General features: G+C 41.2%; 16 protein-coding genes. 6 read left to right on the top strand and 10 right to left on the bottom strand.

Annotated features, from left to right (window positions below; translation table 11 throughout):
- The first annotated feature begins 510 nt into the window (after positions 1-510).
- The 3 genes from H6G18_RS09725 to H6G18_RS09715 all read left to right on the top strand — a co-directional run bounded on the left by H6G18_RS09725 (position 511) and on the right by H6G18_RS09715 (position 3,686).
- Positions 511-729, top strand: coding sequence for a DUF4327 family protein (locus tag H6G18_RS09725; protein ID WP_067771477.1), 219 nt, complete (start codon positions 511-513; stop codon positions 727-729).
- Positions 730-1,279: 550 nt separating this feature from the next.
- Positions 1,280-1,993: a cyclase family protein gene (locus H6G18_RS09720; RefSeq protein ID WP_390824744.1), complete on the top strand. Its 714-nt coding sequence runs from the start codon at positions 1,280-1,282 to the stop codon at positions 1,991-1,993.
- Between the two features lie 196 nt (positions 1,994-2,189).
- A complete protein-coding gene (locus H6G18_RS09715) occupies positions 2,190-3,686 on the top strand; it encodes an aldehyde dehydrogenase family protein (RefSeq protein ID WP_190406888.1) in 1,497 nt (498 codons plus the stop codon).
- A gap of 364 nt (positions 3,687-4,050) precedes the next feature.
- Here the strand turns inward: H6G18_RS09715 and H6G18_RS09710 are convergent, their stop codons facing one another.
- Positions 4,051-4,986 carry a hypothetical protein gene (locus H6G18_RS09710; protein ID WP_190406887.1) on the bottom strand — a complete coding sequence of 312 codons (936 nt, stop codon included), beginning with the start codon at positions 4,984-4,986 and terminating at the stop codon, positions 4,051-4,053.
- 414 nt (positions 4,987-5,400) lie between these two features.
- A complete protein-coding gene (locus H6G18_RS09705; RefSeq protein WP_190406886.1) occupies positions 5,401-7,524 on the bottom strand; it encodes a serine/threonine-protein kinase in 2,124 nt (707 codons plus the stop codon).
- A gap of 128 nt (positions 7,525-7,652) precedes the next feature.
- Here H6G18_RS09705 and H6G18_RS09700 point away from each other — a divergent pair, with 128 nt between their 5' ends.
- Positions 7,653-8,366 carry a rhomboid family intramembrane serine protease gene (locus H6G18_RS09700; RefSeq protein ID WP_190406885.1) on the top strand — a complete coding sequence of 238 codons (714 nt, stop codon included), beginning with the start codon at positions 7,653-7,655 and terminating at the stop codon, positions 8,364-8,366.
- A gap of 147 nt (positions 8,367-8,513) precedes the next feature.
- Entirely contained in the window at positions 8,514-8,861 is a 348-nt protein-coding gene (locus H6G18_RS09695; protein ID WP_190406884.1) for a hypothetical protein, read from the top strand.
- Positions 8,862-8,964: 103 nt separating this feature from the next.
- Here the strand turns inward: H6G18_RS09695 and H6G18_RS09690 are convergent, their stop codons facing one another.
- Positions 8,965-9,438: an FHA domain-containing protein gene (locus H6G18_RS09690; protein WP_190406883.1), complete on the bottom strand. Its 474-nt coding sequence runs from the start codon at positions 9,436-9,438 to the stop codon at positions 8,965-8,967.
- 279 nt (positions 9,439-9,717) lie between these two features.
- Here H6G18_RS09690 and H6G18_RS09685 point away from each other — a divergent pair, with 279 nt between their 5' ends.
- A complete protein-coding gene (locus H6G18_RS09685; RefSeq protein WP_190406882.1) occupies positions 9,718-9,900 on the top strand; it encodes a DUF433 domain-containing protein in 183 nt (60 codons plus the stop codon).
- 16 nt (positions 9,901-9,916) lie between these two features.
- On the opposite strand, the gene H6G18_RS09680 is transcribed toward H6G18_RS09685, so the two are convergent.
- From H6G18_RS09680 to H6G18_RS09650, 7 genes are all read right to left on the bottom strand, one after another.
- On the bottom strand, positions 9,917-10,324 hold the full coding sequence (locus H6G18_RS09680) for a putative toxin-antitoxin system toxin component, PIN family (RefSeq protein ID WP_190406881.1): 408 nt from the start codon (positions 10,322-10,324) through the stop codon (positions 9,917-9,919).
- Entirely contained in the window at positions 10,321-10,563 is a 243-nt protein-coding gene (locus H6G18_RS09675; RefSeq protein ID WP_190406880.1) for a hypothetical protein, read from the bottom strand. Before H6G18_RS09675 ends, H6G18_RS09680 begins: the two co-directional genes overlap by 4 nt.
- Before the next feature lie 425 nt (positions 10,564-10,988).
- Positions 10,989-13,079, bottom strand: coding sequence for a tetratricopeptide repeat protein (locus H6G18_RS09670; protein WP_190406879.1), 2,091 nt, complete (start codon positions 13,077-13,079; stop codon positions 10,989-10,991).
- A gap of 4 nt (positions 13,080-13,083) precedes the next feature.
- Complete coding sequence (locus H6G18_RS09665; RefSeq protein WP_190406878.1) at positions 13,084-13,545, bottom strand: hypothetical protein; 462 nt, start codon at positions 13,543-13,545, stop codon at positions 13,084-13,086.
- Between the two features lie 199 nt (positions 13,546-13,744).
- Positions 13,745-16,174, bottom strand: coding sequence for a heavy metal translocating P-type ATPase (locus tag H6G18_RS09660; RefSeq protein ID WP_190406877.1), 2,430 nt, complete (start codon positions 16,172-16,174; stop codon positions 13,745-13,747).
- A gap of 229 nt (positions 16,175-16,403) precedes the next feature.
- Positions 16,404-16,583, bottom strand: a complete 180-nt coding sequence (locus tag H6G18_RS09655; RefSeq protein WP_190406876.1) for a hypothetical protein — start codon at positions 16,581-16,583, stop codon at positions 16,404-16,406.
- 80 nt (positions 16,584-16,663) lie between these two features.
- Positions 16,664-16,939 (bottom strand): TM2 domain-containing protein, encoded by a 276-nt coding sequence (locus H6G18_RS09650; protein WP_190406875.1) that lies wholly within the window; start codon positions 16,937-16,939, stop codon positions 16,664-16,666.
- Between the last annotated feature and the right edge of the window lie 37 nt (positions 16,940-16,976).

The following is a 16,976-nucleotide window of genomic DNA, read 5'->3' as shown; positions in this document are numbered from 1 at the left end:
ACAAAAGTAAATATATGTCATGTCTGCTTAATCTCTAGAGAAAGATTAAACTTTTATTAAGTTTTACAATGATCTGATTTAACTCTAGATGTTTGCGTTATTCTAAATAACGATCGCACCCAACAGCCTAAAAATTCTTGTGCTGCGGTTGAAACAAATTCTATCAGCCAGAGTTATATGGGCTTTTTCACAATTGCACAGATTCTAGTTGATACAAGAAATAAGATTTTACAATTCTTACCTGCTTGTGCTTTTTCTGCAATTTTTATAAAGGCTAGTTTCTTCGTTTGCCATTCACGTATATCTGCTGGGGTAAATTTAGGTATTGTGGTGTAATTACCGTACAAAGCCGAATTTTGCCGCACCTTAATGGAGTTTGTTATGGTATAGTAAGAAAGTTAAGACTAGCTTTGCCAATTACAACACTCTACGGATTAGTGACTATTGCAAAACGGAAAGCAGTTTTGATTAAGTATTTACCCAACAAAATTTTGAATTGAATCGAGAGTTATGACTCAGCAAGTACTTCACCCAATGGTGAAATTGCAGCGTAACGTGCAATCACTCGTTGAATCGAATATTATCAAGCCGACTGATAGCATTTGGAAGATTGCGCTGCTTTATGGTAACGACTGGCAACACTGGAAACAGGAGTTGCTGGATTTTGGATTCACTATGCAAGACCCAATTGGCGATTTACTCGCCGTTGAAGCTTGGGACGAGGATTAGGCTCTAGGGATTGGTAACTGGAGACTGGGGAAATTTTTATTATACGGTGTGTGTCAGTAGTCAGTTGTGTTGCCACTGACTGCTGACTAATGATAAAAACTCTATCTCCTTGCGGGTAGAGTTTTTTATGACATAAACCCCCATAAATCTGCAATCTATAGCGCTTCTCGTTTGTATGCAATACACTCTGAACCTCTCTCCTTGTAGGAAAGGCTTTGAGGCTTACTTCTCTTCCCTTGTAGGGAAGGGGTCGGGGGTTAGGTCTGTATTAAACTCAACTGCAAACTGCTATATTTGTGGGCTTAATAGGATGACAAAGCTATCAACATGATTGCCTACATTGAAGATGGGTCAGTCACACATAATCTTTACAGAAAATTTATCTGTTGTTATTGTCAAGTTAAACAATGAGTTGTTAACTATTACTAATTCACTTTTTGCTGCAACATTTACCCCCCAACAAGTACTAATCTAGCGACTTTGGGGGGTTATTTAAATCGGGTATCAAAATTTCAGGGGATGAAGAAAATTTCTTGAGTGGGTGATTAGGGTGTCAAGCTTAAAAAGGATTACATACTCGCGCATTATTCACTTAAGTCATGTAATTGACCCAGATATTCCCCAATGGCCTGGCGACCCTCAAGTTGAATTTACCTCTGTTGCCCAGTTACCGGATGATGGCTATTATTTGCGGCGCGTCTCACTAGGAGAACATAGCGCCACCCATATCAATGCTCCTAATAGTTTTTATCAAGCTGGTATAGGAATTGACCAATACCCTGCTCAGTCGTTGGTTGTACCTGCGGTAGTCATAGATATTCATGCAGCCGCCGCAGTAAACGCTGACTATCGGCTCACGGTTGATGACGTTCTCGCTTGGGAAGTACAACACGGTGAAATTCCTCTTGGTCATCTGGTGCTACTACATACTGGTTGGCAAAATAAGTGGTCTGATAAAAACGCTTTTCTCAACCAAGATGCTAGAGGAATCATGCACTTTCCAGGTTTTGGTAGCGATGCAACTCAGTTCCTACTTGATGAACGGCAGATTGCAGGGGTAGGGATTGATACTCATGGTGTAGACTCTGGACAAGATACCAGTTTCGCTACCAACCGCTTAGTATTGGCGCAACAAGGCATTGTGTTAGAAAACCTGACAAATTTGCATCAACTACCAGCAAAAGGTAGTACTCTAGCGATCGCTATCCTCCGATTACGCGGTGGTTCAGGTTCTCCCGTGGGAGTTTTGGCGTTTGTGCCTTAACTTTTGTATCTGTCTTGACTATCTTCTGTTCATTCCACAAACTTGACGATAACCTAGAAAGCGAGCCAAACTCATACCAATTCAAAATTCAAAAACTTAGATTTCATCTAATGTTTCCTAGTTTGAATTTGTCTTAGTGTTTTTTTTCATTGATATTATTACACCAAAATAAATCTCAAGCTGGAGGTCTTGTAGAATGACAACTCCGCTAAACTGCCAAAATTACATCAATGGTCAATGGTTAAACGCCGCCACAGAAAATACCCTCAACAGTCACAACCCTGCTGACAAGAGTGAAATTGTCGCTACTTTCCCCCGTTCTCAAGCTGATGATGTAGATAGAGCCGTAGCCAACGCCCGCCAAGCTTATCGCAGTTGGCGCAAAGTTCCAGCTCCAGCTAGAGCCGAATATATCTTTCGCGTCGGCGAATTATTACTTCAGCATAAAGAAGAATTAGCGCAGTTGATCAGTAGGGAAATGGGTAAACCCTTAACTGAAGCCAGAGGCGATATTCAAGAAGGGATAGATTGTGCTTTTTACAGTGCTGGTGAAGGACGACGACTATTTGGGCAAACCACACCTTCGGAAATGCCCAACAAGTTCGCTATGACTGTCCGAATGCCCATTGGAGTCTGTGCTTTAATTACTCCCTGGAACTTCCCTGTGGCTATTCCTTGCTGGAAAGCTATGCCAGCGTTGGTTTGTGGCAATACGGTGATTCTCAAACCTGCTGAAGATACCCCCGCTTGTGCAACTAAATTAATTGAGATTTTCGCCGCCGCCGGTTTACCACCGGGTGTAATTAACTTGGTGCATGGAGTCGGTGAAGAAGTGGGGAAAGCATTAGTCGAACATCCAGATATTGATTTGGTGTCGTTTACTGGTTCTTCCGCAACGGGTGCTTATGTCGGTGAGACTTGTGGACGCACTCACAAGCGTGTCTGTCTGGAAATGGGTGGTAAAAATGCCCAAGTGGTGATGGAAGATGCAGACTTAGAACTTGCCCTGGATGGCGCACTTTGGGGTGCATTTGGCACAACCGGACAACGGTGTACAGCTACCAGTCGCTTGATTTTGCATCGTGACATCAAGGAAAAATTTACAGCTATGTTGCGTGAACGTACTAGCAAATTACGCTTGGGTGCTGGTACTGAACTTGACACAGAAATCGGGCCGATAATTAATAATCGACAGTTGCAACGGGTACATGAATATATGAACATTGCCCATGAGGAAGGGGCAAAGATTTTAATTGGTGGCAAAATTGCCACAGATGGACAATTAAAACAGGGTTACTTCTTTCAACCCACTATTTTAGATAACGTCACACCTGATATGCGTGTCGCCCGTGAAGAGATATTCGGGCCAGTAGTGGCATTGATTGAGGTTAGCACCTTTGAGGAAGCGATCGCCATCCTCAACGATACTAAATATGGTCTTTCCTCCTCAATTTATACCCGCGATATCAATCGAGCCTTTGCTGCTATCCGCGACATCGAAGCTGGTATTACCTATATCAATGGCCCCACCATTGGCGCAGAAGTACACTTACCATTTGGTGGTGTTAAACAAACTGGCAACGGACACAGGGAAGCAGGAACTACAGCCTTAGATGTTTTTACGGAATGGAAAAGTGTTTACGTAGACTTTTCAGGCAGTTTGCAACGCGCCCAAATAGATAACCGGAGTTAGCTCAATACGGTTCGGATAAGCAGGGGGTGCAGGGGAGGCAGGGGAGGGAAGAGAGTTATTATTAAGCAATTTCTCTTCCCCTGCTTCTATTCTCCCCCTGCACCCCCTGCTCGCCTCAACAGATAACTCTGTTAACCGAACCGTATTGGGAGTTAGCTATAACAATAAAAAGAGAGTGGGAGAAAGCATACCAATCGCTTTTTTCTCCCACTCTGGCACTTGCCACTGTAGCGTTCAGGAATATGTAGAGACGTTACCCTTTATTTAAGGGTTTAGTTAGTAGGTTAATAGCAACGTCTTTACAAAATTGATGATTCCTGTTGCAGCAAATGTCACGTTTTATGATTTAAATAATTGATTTAAACTAAGAACGTCGGATAAAGCGCCCAATAGCAGAAGCACAGCGCATCTCGATTTTTTTCCTCAAGAATAACCGTCTTGAATAAAGTTGAATTGGTGATTGAGTGTGTTGCCAATATGCTTTATCCGTTAAGCTAGGGGGTACGCCACCTAAAGCCTTTATAAGCAATTTTTTTCGCCACGGTTTGATAGCTGCTCCTGATGCGTGGGACATGAGGTAAGTACTAACATTACCAAAATCCATACCCCATCTGCTAACAGTACTCAGGGGTTCAGTAGACAACATGACAGTTAAGTTCAAAACACATTGATCAGTTAAAAAATAAGGACAAAGCTCTGAATGAAGATGGAAATTATGGAGGTTAAAATAGCCTACAGATTCAAAAGTTTCTAGTAAATTTTTCCAGAGTATAAGTATACTTTTCTGACTCTGCTTTACGCCAATAAATCCCGCATTATAATATCTATCTAGTTCACGAAGGCAAACATGACCGTGTCGTTCGGCAAGTTCTTTCCAAGCGACTCGATTAGGATCATTGGCAGGCATATAATCATAAGCATCTTCGCATAAAGTAATGCCACGATTAACCCATTCTTCGTAAAAAGCCCAGCGTCTTTTGTTGACAATATCAGGGTCGAAATAGAATATGGCTTCAATTTCTGGACAATAATTTTCCCAGAGTTGAAGCATGAAATCAGGTTTATAATTGGTAAAACACTTATAAGTATCTAACTTGATAAACCGAATTACACAGTCTTTAGCAACAGTAAATTCTTGATAATTTTGACCATCTTTAACAGATGTAGCCCAAGGTGGTAAATTTCCCCGATATCCAGCCCAAACTACACCACGAAAACCGTGGTTATAAAGAGAATTAACTAGGTTTCCCACGCCGTAGTGGTAATCACCTTCAAATAAAGTACAAATAGCTGTGAGCATGATTGGTTACAAAATATATGAACTTTATGGATGAAGGAAAATATTATTGGTAAACTTTGTGATGTCCATGTGTCAGTCACACGCTTTCTGATAATCTATTAGATATAAAAGAAAAAATAACTTAACTTTTGCAGACTCGGTAGCCCTGATAACAATATCTTGGAAGTCGTTTATCTTTGATAAATCTAACTTAGTGATTCTGATTTGAGTTGCCATTTTGGCAGGTTTTTAAATAGTATTTATCAAAATTCAACATCTAAAAACTAGTAGCCTATAGCAACCTATCGGTTATTTGTAATGAATCGGACTTTAATGCCTTAATTAAATGCTTTAACGAGAAAAATTTGCTCCGCCATGTTTATTCCTCATGACTAAAGGGGCGGAGAGAATTTTCTATCCACCGCTTTCCATGAATTAATTTTCCGGTGAGGGACTAGTAAATTCAGAACTAGGTAAGGCTGGTACAACTACAGGCTTTGGTGTTGCAGCTTGGAGTTGACGCTGGGCTTCGTCACGGGCGTTAACGGCTTGGTTATAATCTGGTTTGTGTTTAATGGCTTGTTCGTAGGATGCGATCGCCTGCTGATATTGTTTTAAATTAAAGAAGGCATTACCTCTGCTATACCAACTTTCGTGATGATTTGCTTTGTAGCGCACTGCCTTATTATAGGAGGCGATCGCTTCTTGATATTTCTGTAAAATATATTGCGAATTGCCCAAACTATACCAAACTTCATAGGTGTTTGGTCTAATTGTTGCGGCTTTATTATATGATTTGATTGCATCTGCATAGCGTTGGTTTTGATGTTCTGACCAACCTTTGCCATACCATGCTTGATAGCTATTGGGTTGCAATTTAATTACTTGATTAAATGACTCTATCGCCTCTGGATAACGTCGTAAAATAATCAGGACATTTCCTCTTGATAACCAGGCTATAGGATAATTTGTATGATATTGGACGGCTTTATCATAAGCTTTAAAAGCATCTTCGTAACGATTTAAATTTACGAGGGAATTTCCTAAATTATACCAAGCTCCTTGATAATCTGATTTGATTTCAATAGCTTTATTATAAGCATTGATTGCCTCATTGTATTCCTTCAAGCTTTGTAAAGCCAGACCCTTATTATACCAAGATTCATAAGCATCTGCTTTAAATTCAATAGCTCTATCATAAGATTTAATCGCTTGGTCGTACTGTTTCAAGCTACTAAAAACTTCTCCTCTAGCGTTCCATACTTCTGGGTAACTCTCATTTAGTTGTAAAGCTTTATCAAAAGAGGCGATCGCTTCTGAATATCGCTGTAGACTTTGTAAAGCGAAACCTCTACCACTCCAAGCTTCTACATAATCTGGTTGGAGTTGAATTGTTTTATCATAAGCTGTTAATGCTTCCTGATATTGCTTCAGTCGAGACAGCGTTTTACCTTGTCCATTCCAACCTTTAGCATAATCTGGTCTAATTTCAACTGCTTTTTGATAAGCAGATAGTGCATCTTTATATCGTTGTAATTCAAAAAAAGTATTGCCTTTTTTCGCTAATTCTGTGGCATTATTACTATTAATATTATTAACAACCAATACTGAAGCTGTAGCAGTAGCACTAATTAATAGAATTGCTAACAATAACTTGAGAAATATACTTTTTTTAGTTTGATTAAATCTAACTTTTGCTGGTGGTAAAGTCGGAGTTATAGCAATAGTATTAGACTCAGGTTGGTTTATGTCTGTGAGTGCTTGTAACGCAGCAGTAGCCGAAGCATAACGTTGGCGGAAATCATAGCAGATCATTTTGTCTATAAATTTGGCAAACTCTGGTGAGACTTGACTATGATTTTGCCAGATAATTTCATGAGTATCAGCATCGTGTTCTAGTTGATGGGGTAATAATCCCGTGAGTGCTTGAATTGCAACTATCCCCACAGCATAGATATCACTACTAAACTTGGGATTTCCTTGGGCTTGTTCTCCGGGTATATAACCAGGAGTACCAATAACAACAGTAGATTTATTTTCACCCTTGGGAGTCACCACTTGGGTAGTGATTTGTTTCACAGCCCCAAAGTCAATTAAGATTAACCTACCATCTTCTCGCCTGAGTAAATTTCGCGGGTTAATATCACGGTGAATCACATTTTGCTGATGGACAAATTCTAAGATAGTCAGAATCTCTTGTAATAGTACTGTCACCTCCTCTTGAGTATAGGTTTTTCCTGGCGTTAATTCTTTACTTAAGTCGTGACCAAGGATTAGTTCCTGTACAAGATAGAACTCTGCATTTTCCTCAAAATAAGCTAATAGTTGGGGAATGCGATCGCAAGTTCCTAATTTATACAAAACTTGAGCTTCTGTATCAAATAATCGCCTAGCTATCTCCAAAGTAGCCGGATCATTTGCTTGAGGTTGGAGTTTCTTCACCACACACTTAGGTAATCCTGGCAAATGAGTATCACAAGCCACAAAAGTTTCACCAAATCCCCCACCTCCCAAATGGCTAATAATTTGGTATCTTCCAACAAGTGTGTTTCCCAGCATCCAGTTTACCTAGTTGAGTGCATCGTGATCTGATTCCAATCTTGCCACAAGTTGTTTGGGGAGTGGGAAGGGGATAGGAAGCAAGGGAAAAAGAGAATTTGATGACCAATGACTAATGACTAACTCAAATGATTCCTATTAGTGATAACTTACGCTTTCGTCGGCGACCGATTATTAATTATTGGTTGATTGGGATTAATATTTTTATATTCTTATGGGAAATTAAACTAGAACTGAGTGGTGAATTAGGCGCTTTTATCAATACTTGGGGTTTGGTTCCCTCTCAGATTAGTACAGCAGTCAATCATGCACTATTTATTAATCCGGCGGCTTGGGTGGTAGTTTTTGGTCGTCTATTTTCTTTGTTGATTAGCATATTTCTGCACGGCAGTTTTAGCCAAATATTGGGAAATATGTTGTTTTTGTGGGTATTTGGCAAAGCTGTAGAAAATATTCTAGGACATGGACGCTATTTAGCGTTTTATCTGGCTGCGGGTGTTCTCACAGGGATTGTGCAGATCATGATTGAACCAACGTTGACTGTACCACTGATTGGTGCGAATGGAGCGATCGCCGCAGTCTTAGGAGTTTATGTGATGAAGTTCCCTAAAATCAAAATAGATACAATCTTACCTTTGATTCTTGTTTATATACCTATTCAATTACCAGCTTCCTTCTATCTATTTTGGTGGTATATTCAACAGTTATTCTATGGTATTGGTAGTTTAAACATTCCGCCTGTGGGAGTGAACCAACCGACTCTGGCTTACTGGATGCAGCTTGCAGCCATGATTATTGGTGCTGGCTATATGCGAAAAAATCTAACCCATGATTGTTGTTAGGGTAGCTCGGATTGACGAGAACGATTATTTTTTGTCTCTGTACAGGAGCTGAAAACAGTATTTTTGTTTAAGTAATCTATAACCACTTGGCGTTTAGCTACCTCCATATTATAGGATGGACGGAGTGTTTCAAGGGGCATGGGGCTAATGGCTCGCTATACCTGTTCATTTCTGATTTCTATTGGTCTCGACTATCTCCAACCGTTACTTCTAGACCTGTTACAGGATTGTGATTTAGAAATCCAATACTATACACCTGATTACATTTTGGCGCGGGAGATTCCTGGTAATGTTTCTTTTTCTAAGATGGTGAAAGTGGAAGTACTGATTGATAAATCAAAGGCTACTGAAACAGAAAGCCGGATGAGTATTGTCATTAAAAATGAGGAATTGCCTCTCCAATTTGATAATCATTGCCGACAAACATTTGAATTTATTAAGCAGGCGATTGAAGATAGTCGTCATTGGCATCTTATCGAAAGTCTTGCTGGCTAAAATCACTATGTATAGCAAGGTTATACAATTCCAAATTCAAAATAGCTTACGGCTAGGCTAACGCCATCTTAGAGAAGGTTTCCGGCGCTCGGACTTTTGACTTTTATATTTCTTCTAAATCCTCAGTCATCCCAGGATTTATAAGTGTGATGTCATATTCACTAGCGTCTGTTTGCCCTGAGCGTTGAGTATTTTTTAACAGATAGTAAATGGCACGTACTTTAGGGCCAAAAACTATCTCGTCTTCATTTTTTAAATCGTGGGCTGGTATTTTGCGCCCATTAATCATCAAACCATTAGAACTTGCTTTACCTTTACCATCACCATCGACAATTCGATAATAATAGCTGTGATTATTATTATCTTTTGGCAGTCGCACTAATGTAGCATGGCGACGGGAGACAAATTGCGATACTAGACGAATATTAGACTCTTTATCTCTGCCAATGGAATATAAAGGTTTATCTAGCGAAAATTCTTTACGACCTTGATCGTCTTCAAGAATTAATAAATGGCTTTCATGAGTTTCTGCTGTCATTGATACATCTTTGCCACAGTCAGTTGAAGTTGGATTCATCCAAGTTGCTTTGATTTATCGTAGCTGATTTTTTCCACACCAGCGTTAGCCTAGCTTACCGTGGGTATCGCCTTCGTTGGAGCAAGCTAATTATACTCTGCACAATGACACTTATCAGCGATCGCCTACGGTGGGGCGTAGCCCATCGCCTCCAGTGGGCAGAACGCCAGCGCACTTAGATTTATACTTTGAACAGGGGTATAGATGCGATTTGTAGTCAATGCTCCAAAACAAACAACACGCCCATCATAATAAAAGAGATTTGAGAGAGAAAATTTTATGTTAGGTCTGGACAGAATTAGCTTTAACCGTAACATTATGGGTGGACAAGCTTGCATTCGGGGGATGCGGATTCCGGTTTCTCTTGTCGTAAATTTGGTAGCTAATGGCAAACCTATAGGGGAGATTTTAGAAGAATATCCTGATTTAGAGCCGGAAGATATCCGTCAATCTCTACTTTAAGCGGCGTGGTTGACGATTAAGTAAGTAATTCCAAAAAGGCCCCTGCTTTGAGAATATGGATGTCTTGATATTTGTTAAATGATAATAGATGCTTATCACCTGTAATAATATGGGTTGCTTTTCCCACAATTGCACACTCAATCACCATATTGTCATCTGGATCATCAACTACAACTTGCAGACTATTGGAAATTTCTACCAAGCGTGAAAAGGTGAGAATTTGCTCAATATCAATAGCTGCATCTGTTGGAGAGCGATTTTGCTTTGTTTGTAACTTTTCCCGTAACTCCAATAAAATCTCTCGACAAGTTACAGATTCAATCTGTCCGTTTCTTGCAAGTTCTAAACAACTATAAGGACTACCTCGCCAGCCTAACCCTGAAAAGAGCGTATTTGTATCAAAAACAACTATATAAGAGATCATTTAGATTCGTGCATCAAATCATCTATAAAGTCTTCTCGCTCTTGTTCGGTCATAATATCCCAATTAAGCCCGCGTGACGCACTCAAAGAGCGCATCTGTAATTCTCCGTCATCAAGTCTACTTTGCCACCAAGCATCTTGTTCTGCTTTGATGGCTTGTAATATCATACGCTGTTCTGTAACTGCTAATTGCTTTACCAATGATATAACTTGCTCAATATTAAGTTGAAGTGTTGCCATGTTTTTAGTACCTCAAGCTTCAATAATAATGAGACATAGCATATTCTCATAAGATCATCATATCAAAGCGATCGCCACTCTCAAAACAAACCCATCATACCCCACATATCGCCGGTGAATTTACTTGATGATGCTCTCCCTACACCTTCATAACACCATCATTCCACTTCAGAACTAGAAGATTCTCGTTTGAAACAGGAACATTCTCACTGGAAACAGGAAGGTTCTCGTTTGAAACAGAAATATTCTCGTTTAGAACAAGAACGTTCTCACTGAAAACAAGAATACTTTAGTTGGAAACAGGAACTTTCTCGTTTGCAACACGAAAGTTCGGGTTCTGAACATGAAACTTTGTGTTCAAAACAGGAAACTTGGAGATAAAAGCTAGAGTGATGAGGTTGGGAAGGTAAATTTTCGTGTTCTCATTAGAGATGATCGCGTAAATTGGCTAAATTCTCACGCACCATAACAGTATGGGGATGATTAATTCCAAACCTTAGTTCACAAATATCTAAAGCCTTTTTATATAGGGGTTCAGCTTCTTTGTATCTGCTTTGAGAAAGATAGAGATACGCTAAATTATTGTAGCTACTGGCCACATCTGGATGGTTTTGTGGAAGAAGGTCTTGCCTCATCTCCAAAGCTGCTAAATGATAAGTTTCTGCTTTCACATAATGTTTTTGTGATTGGTAGAGTACAGCCAAATTATTTAGGACAGTAGCAACATCTGGATGTTTTTGACCCTGGAGGCGTTGCCTAATTTTCAAAGCTTTTAGAAAAAGTGATTCAGCATCTTTGTAAAATTTTTGTGAACTATAGAGTAAAGCTAGATTGTTAAGGCTAGTAGCAACGTCTTCATGTTCAATTCCGAGTAAGCGTTGTCTCATTTCCAAAGCTCTTATATGAAGCGGTTTTGCTTCGCCGTATCTGCCTTGGCAACGGTAGAGTTCAGCTAAGTTGTTGAGACTTTGCGCCACATGAGTATTTTCCTCACCAAACAAGTACTGCCTGAGTTTCAAACTTTTTAAGTACAAAATTTCGACTTCATCGTATCTAGCTTGAAATTTGTAGATTAATGCTAAGTCGTTGAGAATGGAAGCAAAATTACGGTTTTCTTCTGCTAATCGCTGTTTACTGATTTCTCTACACTTTTCATACCAATGTGCAGTTTGGGCATACAAGCCTTGAGCATTATAAAACAAAGCATTTCCAACAAACGGCCAAACTAAATTATCGTTGCTAATATACTCAATGAGATGATTCGCTACTTCAGCTAGATGAGGTATGGTAACGGAAACAGCGTTGATTTCTTCAAGGGTGGGATTTTTAGGAATTTTTTGGGCTACTGCTACCATTACCTGAGAAAGCGATCGCCTAAATTCCTCTGCTTGCTCTAAACCTGTAAACTTAGATTGGAAAAATTCCCGCAGTAAGGGATGTAGTTGATAGATTCCTTCACCTTTGCGCTGGAGTAAATGCAGATTCAATAATTTATCATCCCGAATTTCCTCTAACTCATCCTCATCTTTCTCTGGTAAGCACTGTTCTACTAAGTTCCAGGGTATGGGTGCGGCTGCAAATAAACTGAGTACACAGCCTAATAACTTATCATTCTCTGCTAATTCCTGCCAACTCAACTCAAAGGCGGCTTTTATTCCCCGTTGTGCTGTCATATCTGCTTCTGGGTTGACAGTTGCAGGTTGTTCTAGTCGCTTGTCCTTTAATCGCCCCATCATTTTCGATAGGGACAAATCCGGTTTTCGCGCCAGATATCGCCCCACCAACTCTAAACCCAAAGGCAAATACCCCAGCCATTCGCACAATTGATTGGCTACATCTAATTCTCTCTCAATTCGCTCTGGTGTTTCTGCCAGCAAAGACCGTAACAACTCCAACGCTGCATCTGGTTGTAATACATCTAAAGATAATTGCTTGATGCCTACACCCAACCTTTGGCGGGTAGTCATCAACACTTTAAAACTGGAAGATGCGCCCTGTAGGTAAGGTTTGATTTGCTGGTAATCTGTAACATCATCCACCACCAGCAGCACATTACCCTCACGCCAATTCCGCCAGCAGTATTGTACTTGTGTAGGTAAATCAAACTCTTCTGGTGGCTTTAAATCAAGCTGAGTTCTGGCAAACCGCACCAATTGAACGCCAAAATCCTCAACTTTCGCCTGTAACCAGCACAGTCCACCTTGGTAGTTTTCGCGCTGAGTCATGGCATATTGCAAGGCGAGTTCTGTTTTACCCAGTCCACCCATTCCCAAAATAGCTGCAATGGCTACTTGGTTATTTTCCTGCAATAGTTTGTCGAGTTCTTCCAGTTCTTCATCACGTCCCACAAATTTCACCACCCCACTCAGGGGTAAATTTTGCGGAATACCAATGGCTTTGGAAGTTTTGCCCAGATTTATAGACTGGTTAAAGACTCCAATTTTTATATCACGGGCTTGAACATTCTCAAAGGCATTCTGGCGTATTTGCTCAGGATTAGCGCGATTTTCGCTCATTATCCTAAGCCTTCATGTTGATATTACCGAGGTCAATATCATCACCAAATTGAGAATCAACTACCGCTTCTTGATTCACTGCACCCTCTCTTGTAGCTGTCAAATCTATATCGCCTACCTTCGCCTTACCCTGTACACTGACTCCCTTGAGGACTATTTGATTAATTGTTTCATTAGCTTTTAGCTGCGTCATCAGTTCTTGCAGCCGATTAGCAAAAGCTGTGTCTTCCTCCATTTGAGTTTCCAATTCATCCTGGAATTTGCTTTGATTCTTTTCTGTAGGATTTTCTTCGGCTCTTTTCAGTAATCCCTCCATTCCCGCCGCTTGGAATTTCTGCCGAATCGCACTCAATAGTTGAGCAATTTGTTCTGAAACGCCTTTACCTAAAGCTTTTCCCCCTTCCTTCAAGGCTTCTGAAAAAACTAGGGTTGCAACAGCCGCCGCAGTCAAGGTTACTGGTTCCATAAGTTAAGAATAATAATACGAGATTATACTTATGTACCTCAGTTTAGCGTATTGAGTAACGTCGAGTGCGGAACCTAACCCCAACCCCTTCCCTTGTAGGGAAGGGGCTAACAATTTGTAACTTATTAGTACTAAATAATTACACTTTGAAGCCTCTCCCCGCGTCGGGGAGAGGTTTGGAGAGGGGTGCTTAATTTTGCTACCGATGAGCTAACCGACGCAATAACAGAGAGTTCGTCACCACACTAACTGAACTAAATGCCATCAGTGCAGCCGCACCCGAAGGACTGAGAACAAAACCCCAGTTGGGAAGCAACACACCTGCTGCTAAAGGGATACCAACGGTGTTGTATGCGAAAGCCCAAAATAGATTTTGGCGGATTTTGTTGAAGGTGGCGCGACTCAGATGAATTGATTCCACAACGTCGCTAATGCGATCGCGCATTAAGACAATCTGTGCTGTTTCCATCGCTACATCTGTCCCTGAGTGTAAGGCAATGCCTACATCTGCTTGGGATAAAGCGGGAGCATCGTTGATACCATCGCCAACCATTGCCACTTTAGCGGCAGATTTTGCTTGTAGTTCTTGAATAAATGCGGCTTTTTTGGCGGGAGGAACACCAGCTATGACATCAGTACTATTTATACCTAGCTCTTGCGCTATGGCGTGAGCAGCTTCTGGGCGATCGCCACTCAACAGCATTACTCGCAAACCCATCTGGCGCAATTTGTCTACCGTAGTTTGGGCATCCGGTCTGGTAGTATCTTGCACACCAATCAATCCGGCTAAAGTCTCCCCAACTGCTACACCAACGACAGTTTTACCTTGAGTGGCGAGCTTTTGCGCTTCCTGTTGAGCCGTTTCACTCAAATTAATTCCATGCCACTTTAACCAATCCCAGTTACCCAATAGCACAGTTTGACCATCTACCACCGCAGAAACCCCCATTCCTGGTTCAGTGTGGAAGTCTGTAGCTTCTGGAATCGATAACTGTTGTTTTTGGGCTGCTTGCTGGATTGCCTTGGCTAAGGGGTGGTGTGTGCCGCTTTCTACTGCGGCTGCTAGTTGTATGAGGGAGTGGGGAGTAAGATTTTTTTCCTCTGTCCTCTGCACCTCTGCGCCTCTGTTTTTTCCTAGTTCATCAAATACAACACAATCAGTAACAACAGGATGACCAGTGGTGAGAGTGCCGGTTTTATCAAAAACTATAGTGTCTAGTTGATGTACTTTTTCTAAAACATCACCACCTTTGATTAATAAACCCCTTTCTGCACCTATACCTGTGCCGACAATAATCGCTGTGGGTGTGGCTAGTCCCAAGGCACAGGGACAAGCGACGACCATAACAGCGATCGCTAGTTTTAAACTAACTAGGAGTGGGGAATTGTTGGTAGTATGGGCGGCGTGGTTCATCATTTCCATCCCACCACTAGATATATTGATATCAGTCCAGATATTAGTGCCGAAGAAGTACCAGAAGATGAATGTTAATACAGATGCCGTTAATATGCCGTAGGTAAAGTAACCGGCGACTGTATCGGCTAATTTTTGGATTGGGGCTTTGCGAGTTTGGGCTGCTTCTACCAAGGCGACGATGTGAGCTAGGGTAGTATCATTACCTGTACGGGTGGCTTGGAGAGCGATCGCCCCTGATTGGTTAATCGTCCCTGCTGTTAAAATGTCTCCTGGTTGCTTGATCACCGGCACAGCTTCCCCAGTCAACATCGACTCATCCACCGTTGTTTGTCCAAAACGTACCTCACCATCAACGGGGATTTTGTCTCCTGGCAACACTTGCAACCATTCTCCCACCTTTACCTGTTCAGCCGGGATTTCCACAGTATTTGCTCCCATGCCCAACTTTTCTGGGTCTGGATTAGCAATCAATCGTGCTACTTGTGGTTGCAGTGCCAGCAATTGCCTAAATGCCGCCGCCGCCTTACCTCTGGCTTGTTGCTCTAATGTCCGACCTAACAGAATAAAGCCCAACATCATCACTGGTTCATCAAAGAAGCACTCCCAACCCATTTGGGGAAATAGTAGCGCCACCACACTAGCCGTATAGGCTGTGAGTGTTCCCAATCCTACTAAGGTGTTCATGTTGGGTGCATGACGCCGCCAACCAAGCCACCCATCAACCAAAATCGGGCGACCAGGAATTAGTAAAGCTATTGTTGCTAGTCCAAAGTGAAACCAGATGTTATTTAAGAGGGGGAAGATTGAGCCGCCAATATTGCCGAAATGCCCAATTCCTGAAAAGAATAGCAACACCCCAGCAATAATTAACTGCCGGAATGCCTCCTGCATTTGTTGGTGCTGCCTTGCTGCTGGGTCTTCTCGTGTTGATTCACCAGGCTTATCTCTAGCTTTTCGTGGTTGAGTGGGAAAACCTGCTGCTGTCAATCGTTGTGCCAGTATATCTGGGTCTACTGCGCCAACTTCCGACTCTACCACCGCCACCTCTGTAGCTAGATTCACGCAGGCACTCTTAACACCTGAATTTTGGGTGAGTTGTCGCTCTACTGCCTTTACACACCCGGCACACTTCATCCCCCCGACATCCAGAATAATTTTCTCTAATGTGGGGGTTGGTTCTGGGTCAAGCTGAGTTTTTGGGACAAGTTGCATGGCAAGTGTTGAGATTCGCTACGAAGATTAGACGTTTGATGACAAGCGTCTCTATTTCGAGCGTAGGCGAAATTTGGAACTTTGACTGATTGTCAATACCATTAATTTTATTAAGATATGGGACTGAATCAATTCAAAATTCCAAATTACAGACTGGGGACTGAAGAATATTCAATATTGACGACTAATTACCGTTTTACCAATCAAGGTAAAACGGACTAATGTAGTGTTAACTGCGACTCCAACGTAAAGCAGTTACGTAGGCGATCGCTGCCATCTGCACTGGTATAAAGGCAATCAGGCTTTTCCAAAAATAGTGAATTTCTAAGTTAGACATAGCACCAAAGTACCCCATACCCACCAATAAGCACATTACCCAAATCAGGTGTTTCCGTTTCAGTGTCAGCATATTATTTGAGTTGAACAGCGAAACAAAGGGATTAGTAGAGACTTGTCATGGCACGTCTCTACTAATAAGCAATGACTAATTTAAAACCAACTCTGCTTATTTATTAAATAAGTATTGACAAATTCTTCAGGGCTTTTATTTAAGTAGATCATGCCTTCAATTAATCCTACAAGTTGCATAATTAACAAAGTAATCCCGTAGGAAAAAGAACCACCAACTAAAGTGATAACTAACATAACGAAGCCTTCGGGAGCATAACCTAAAATAAATTTATGCAGACCAAAGCCGCCAAAAATAATACCACAGTAACCAGCGAGTAATTGTTTGTTGGTTTGAGTAGGGTTAAGATTTGCCATAGGTTCAGTTACTCCTCAAGAAAATAAATATAAAATT

It is taken from the genome of Anabaena subtropica FACHB-260, assembly GCF_014697105.1.
In the GTDB taxonomy this organism is placed as follows: domain Bacteria; phylum Cyanobacteriota; class Cyanobacteriia; order Cyanobacteriales; family Nostocaceae; genus Trichormus; species Trichormus subtropicus.
Note: the sequence above shows the minus strand (reverse complement) of the source record. Positions and strands in the feature narration are given on the sequence as shown.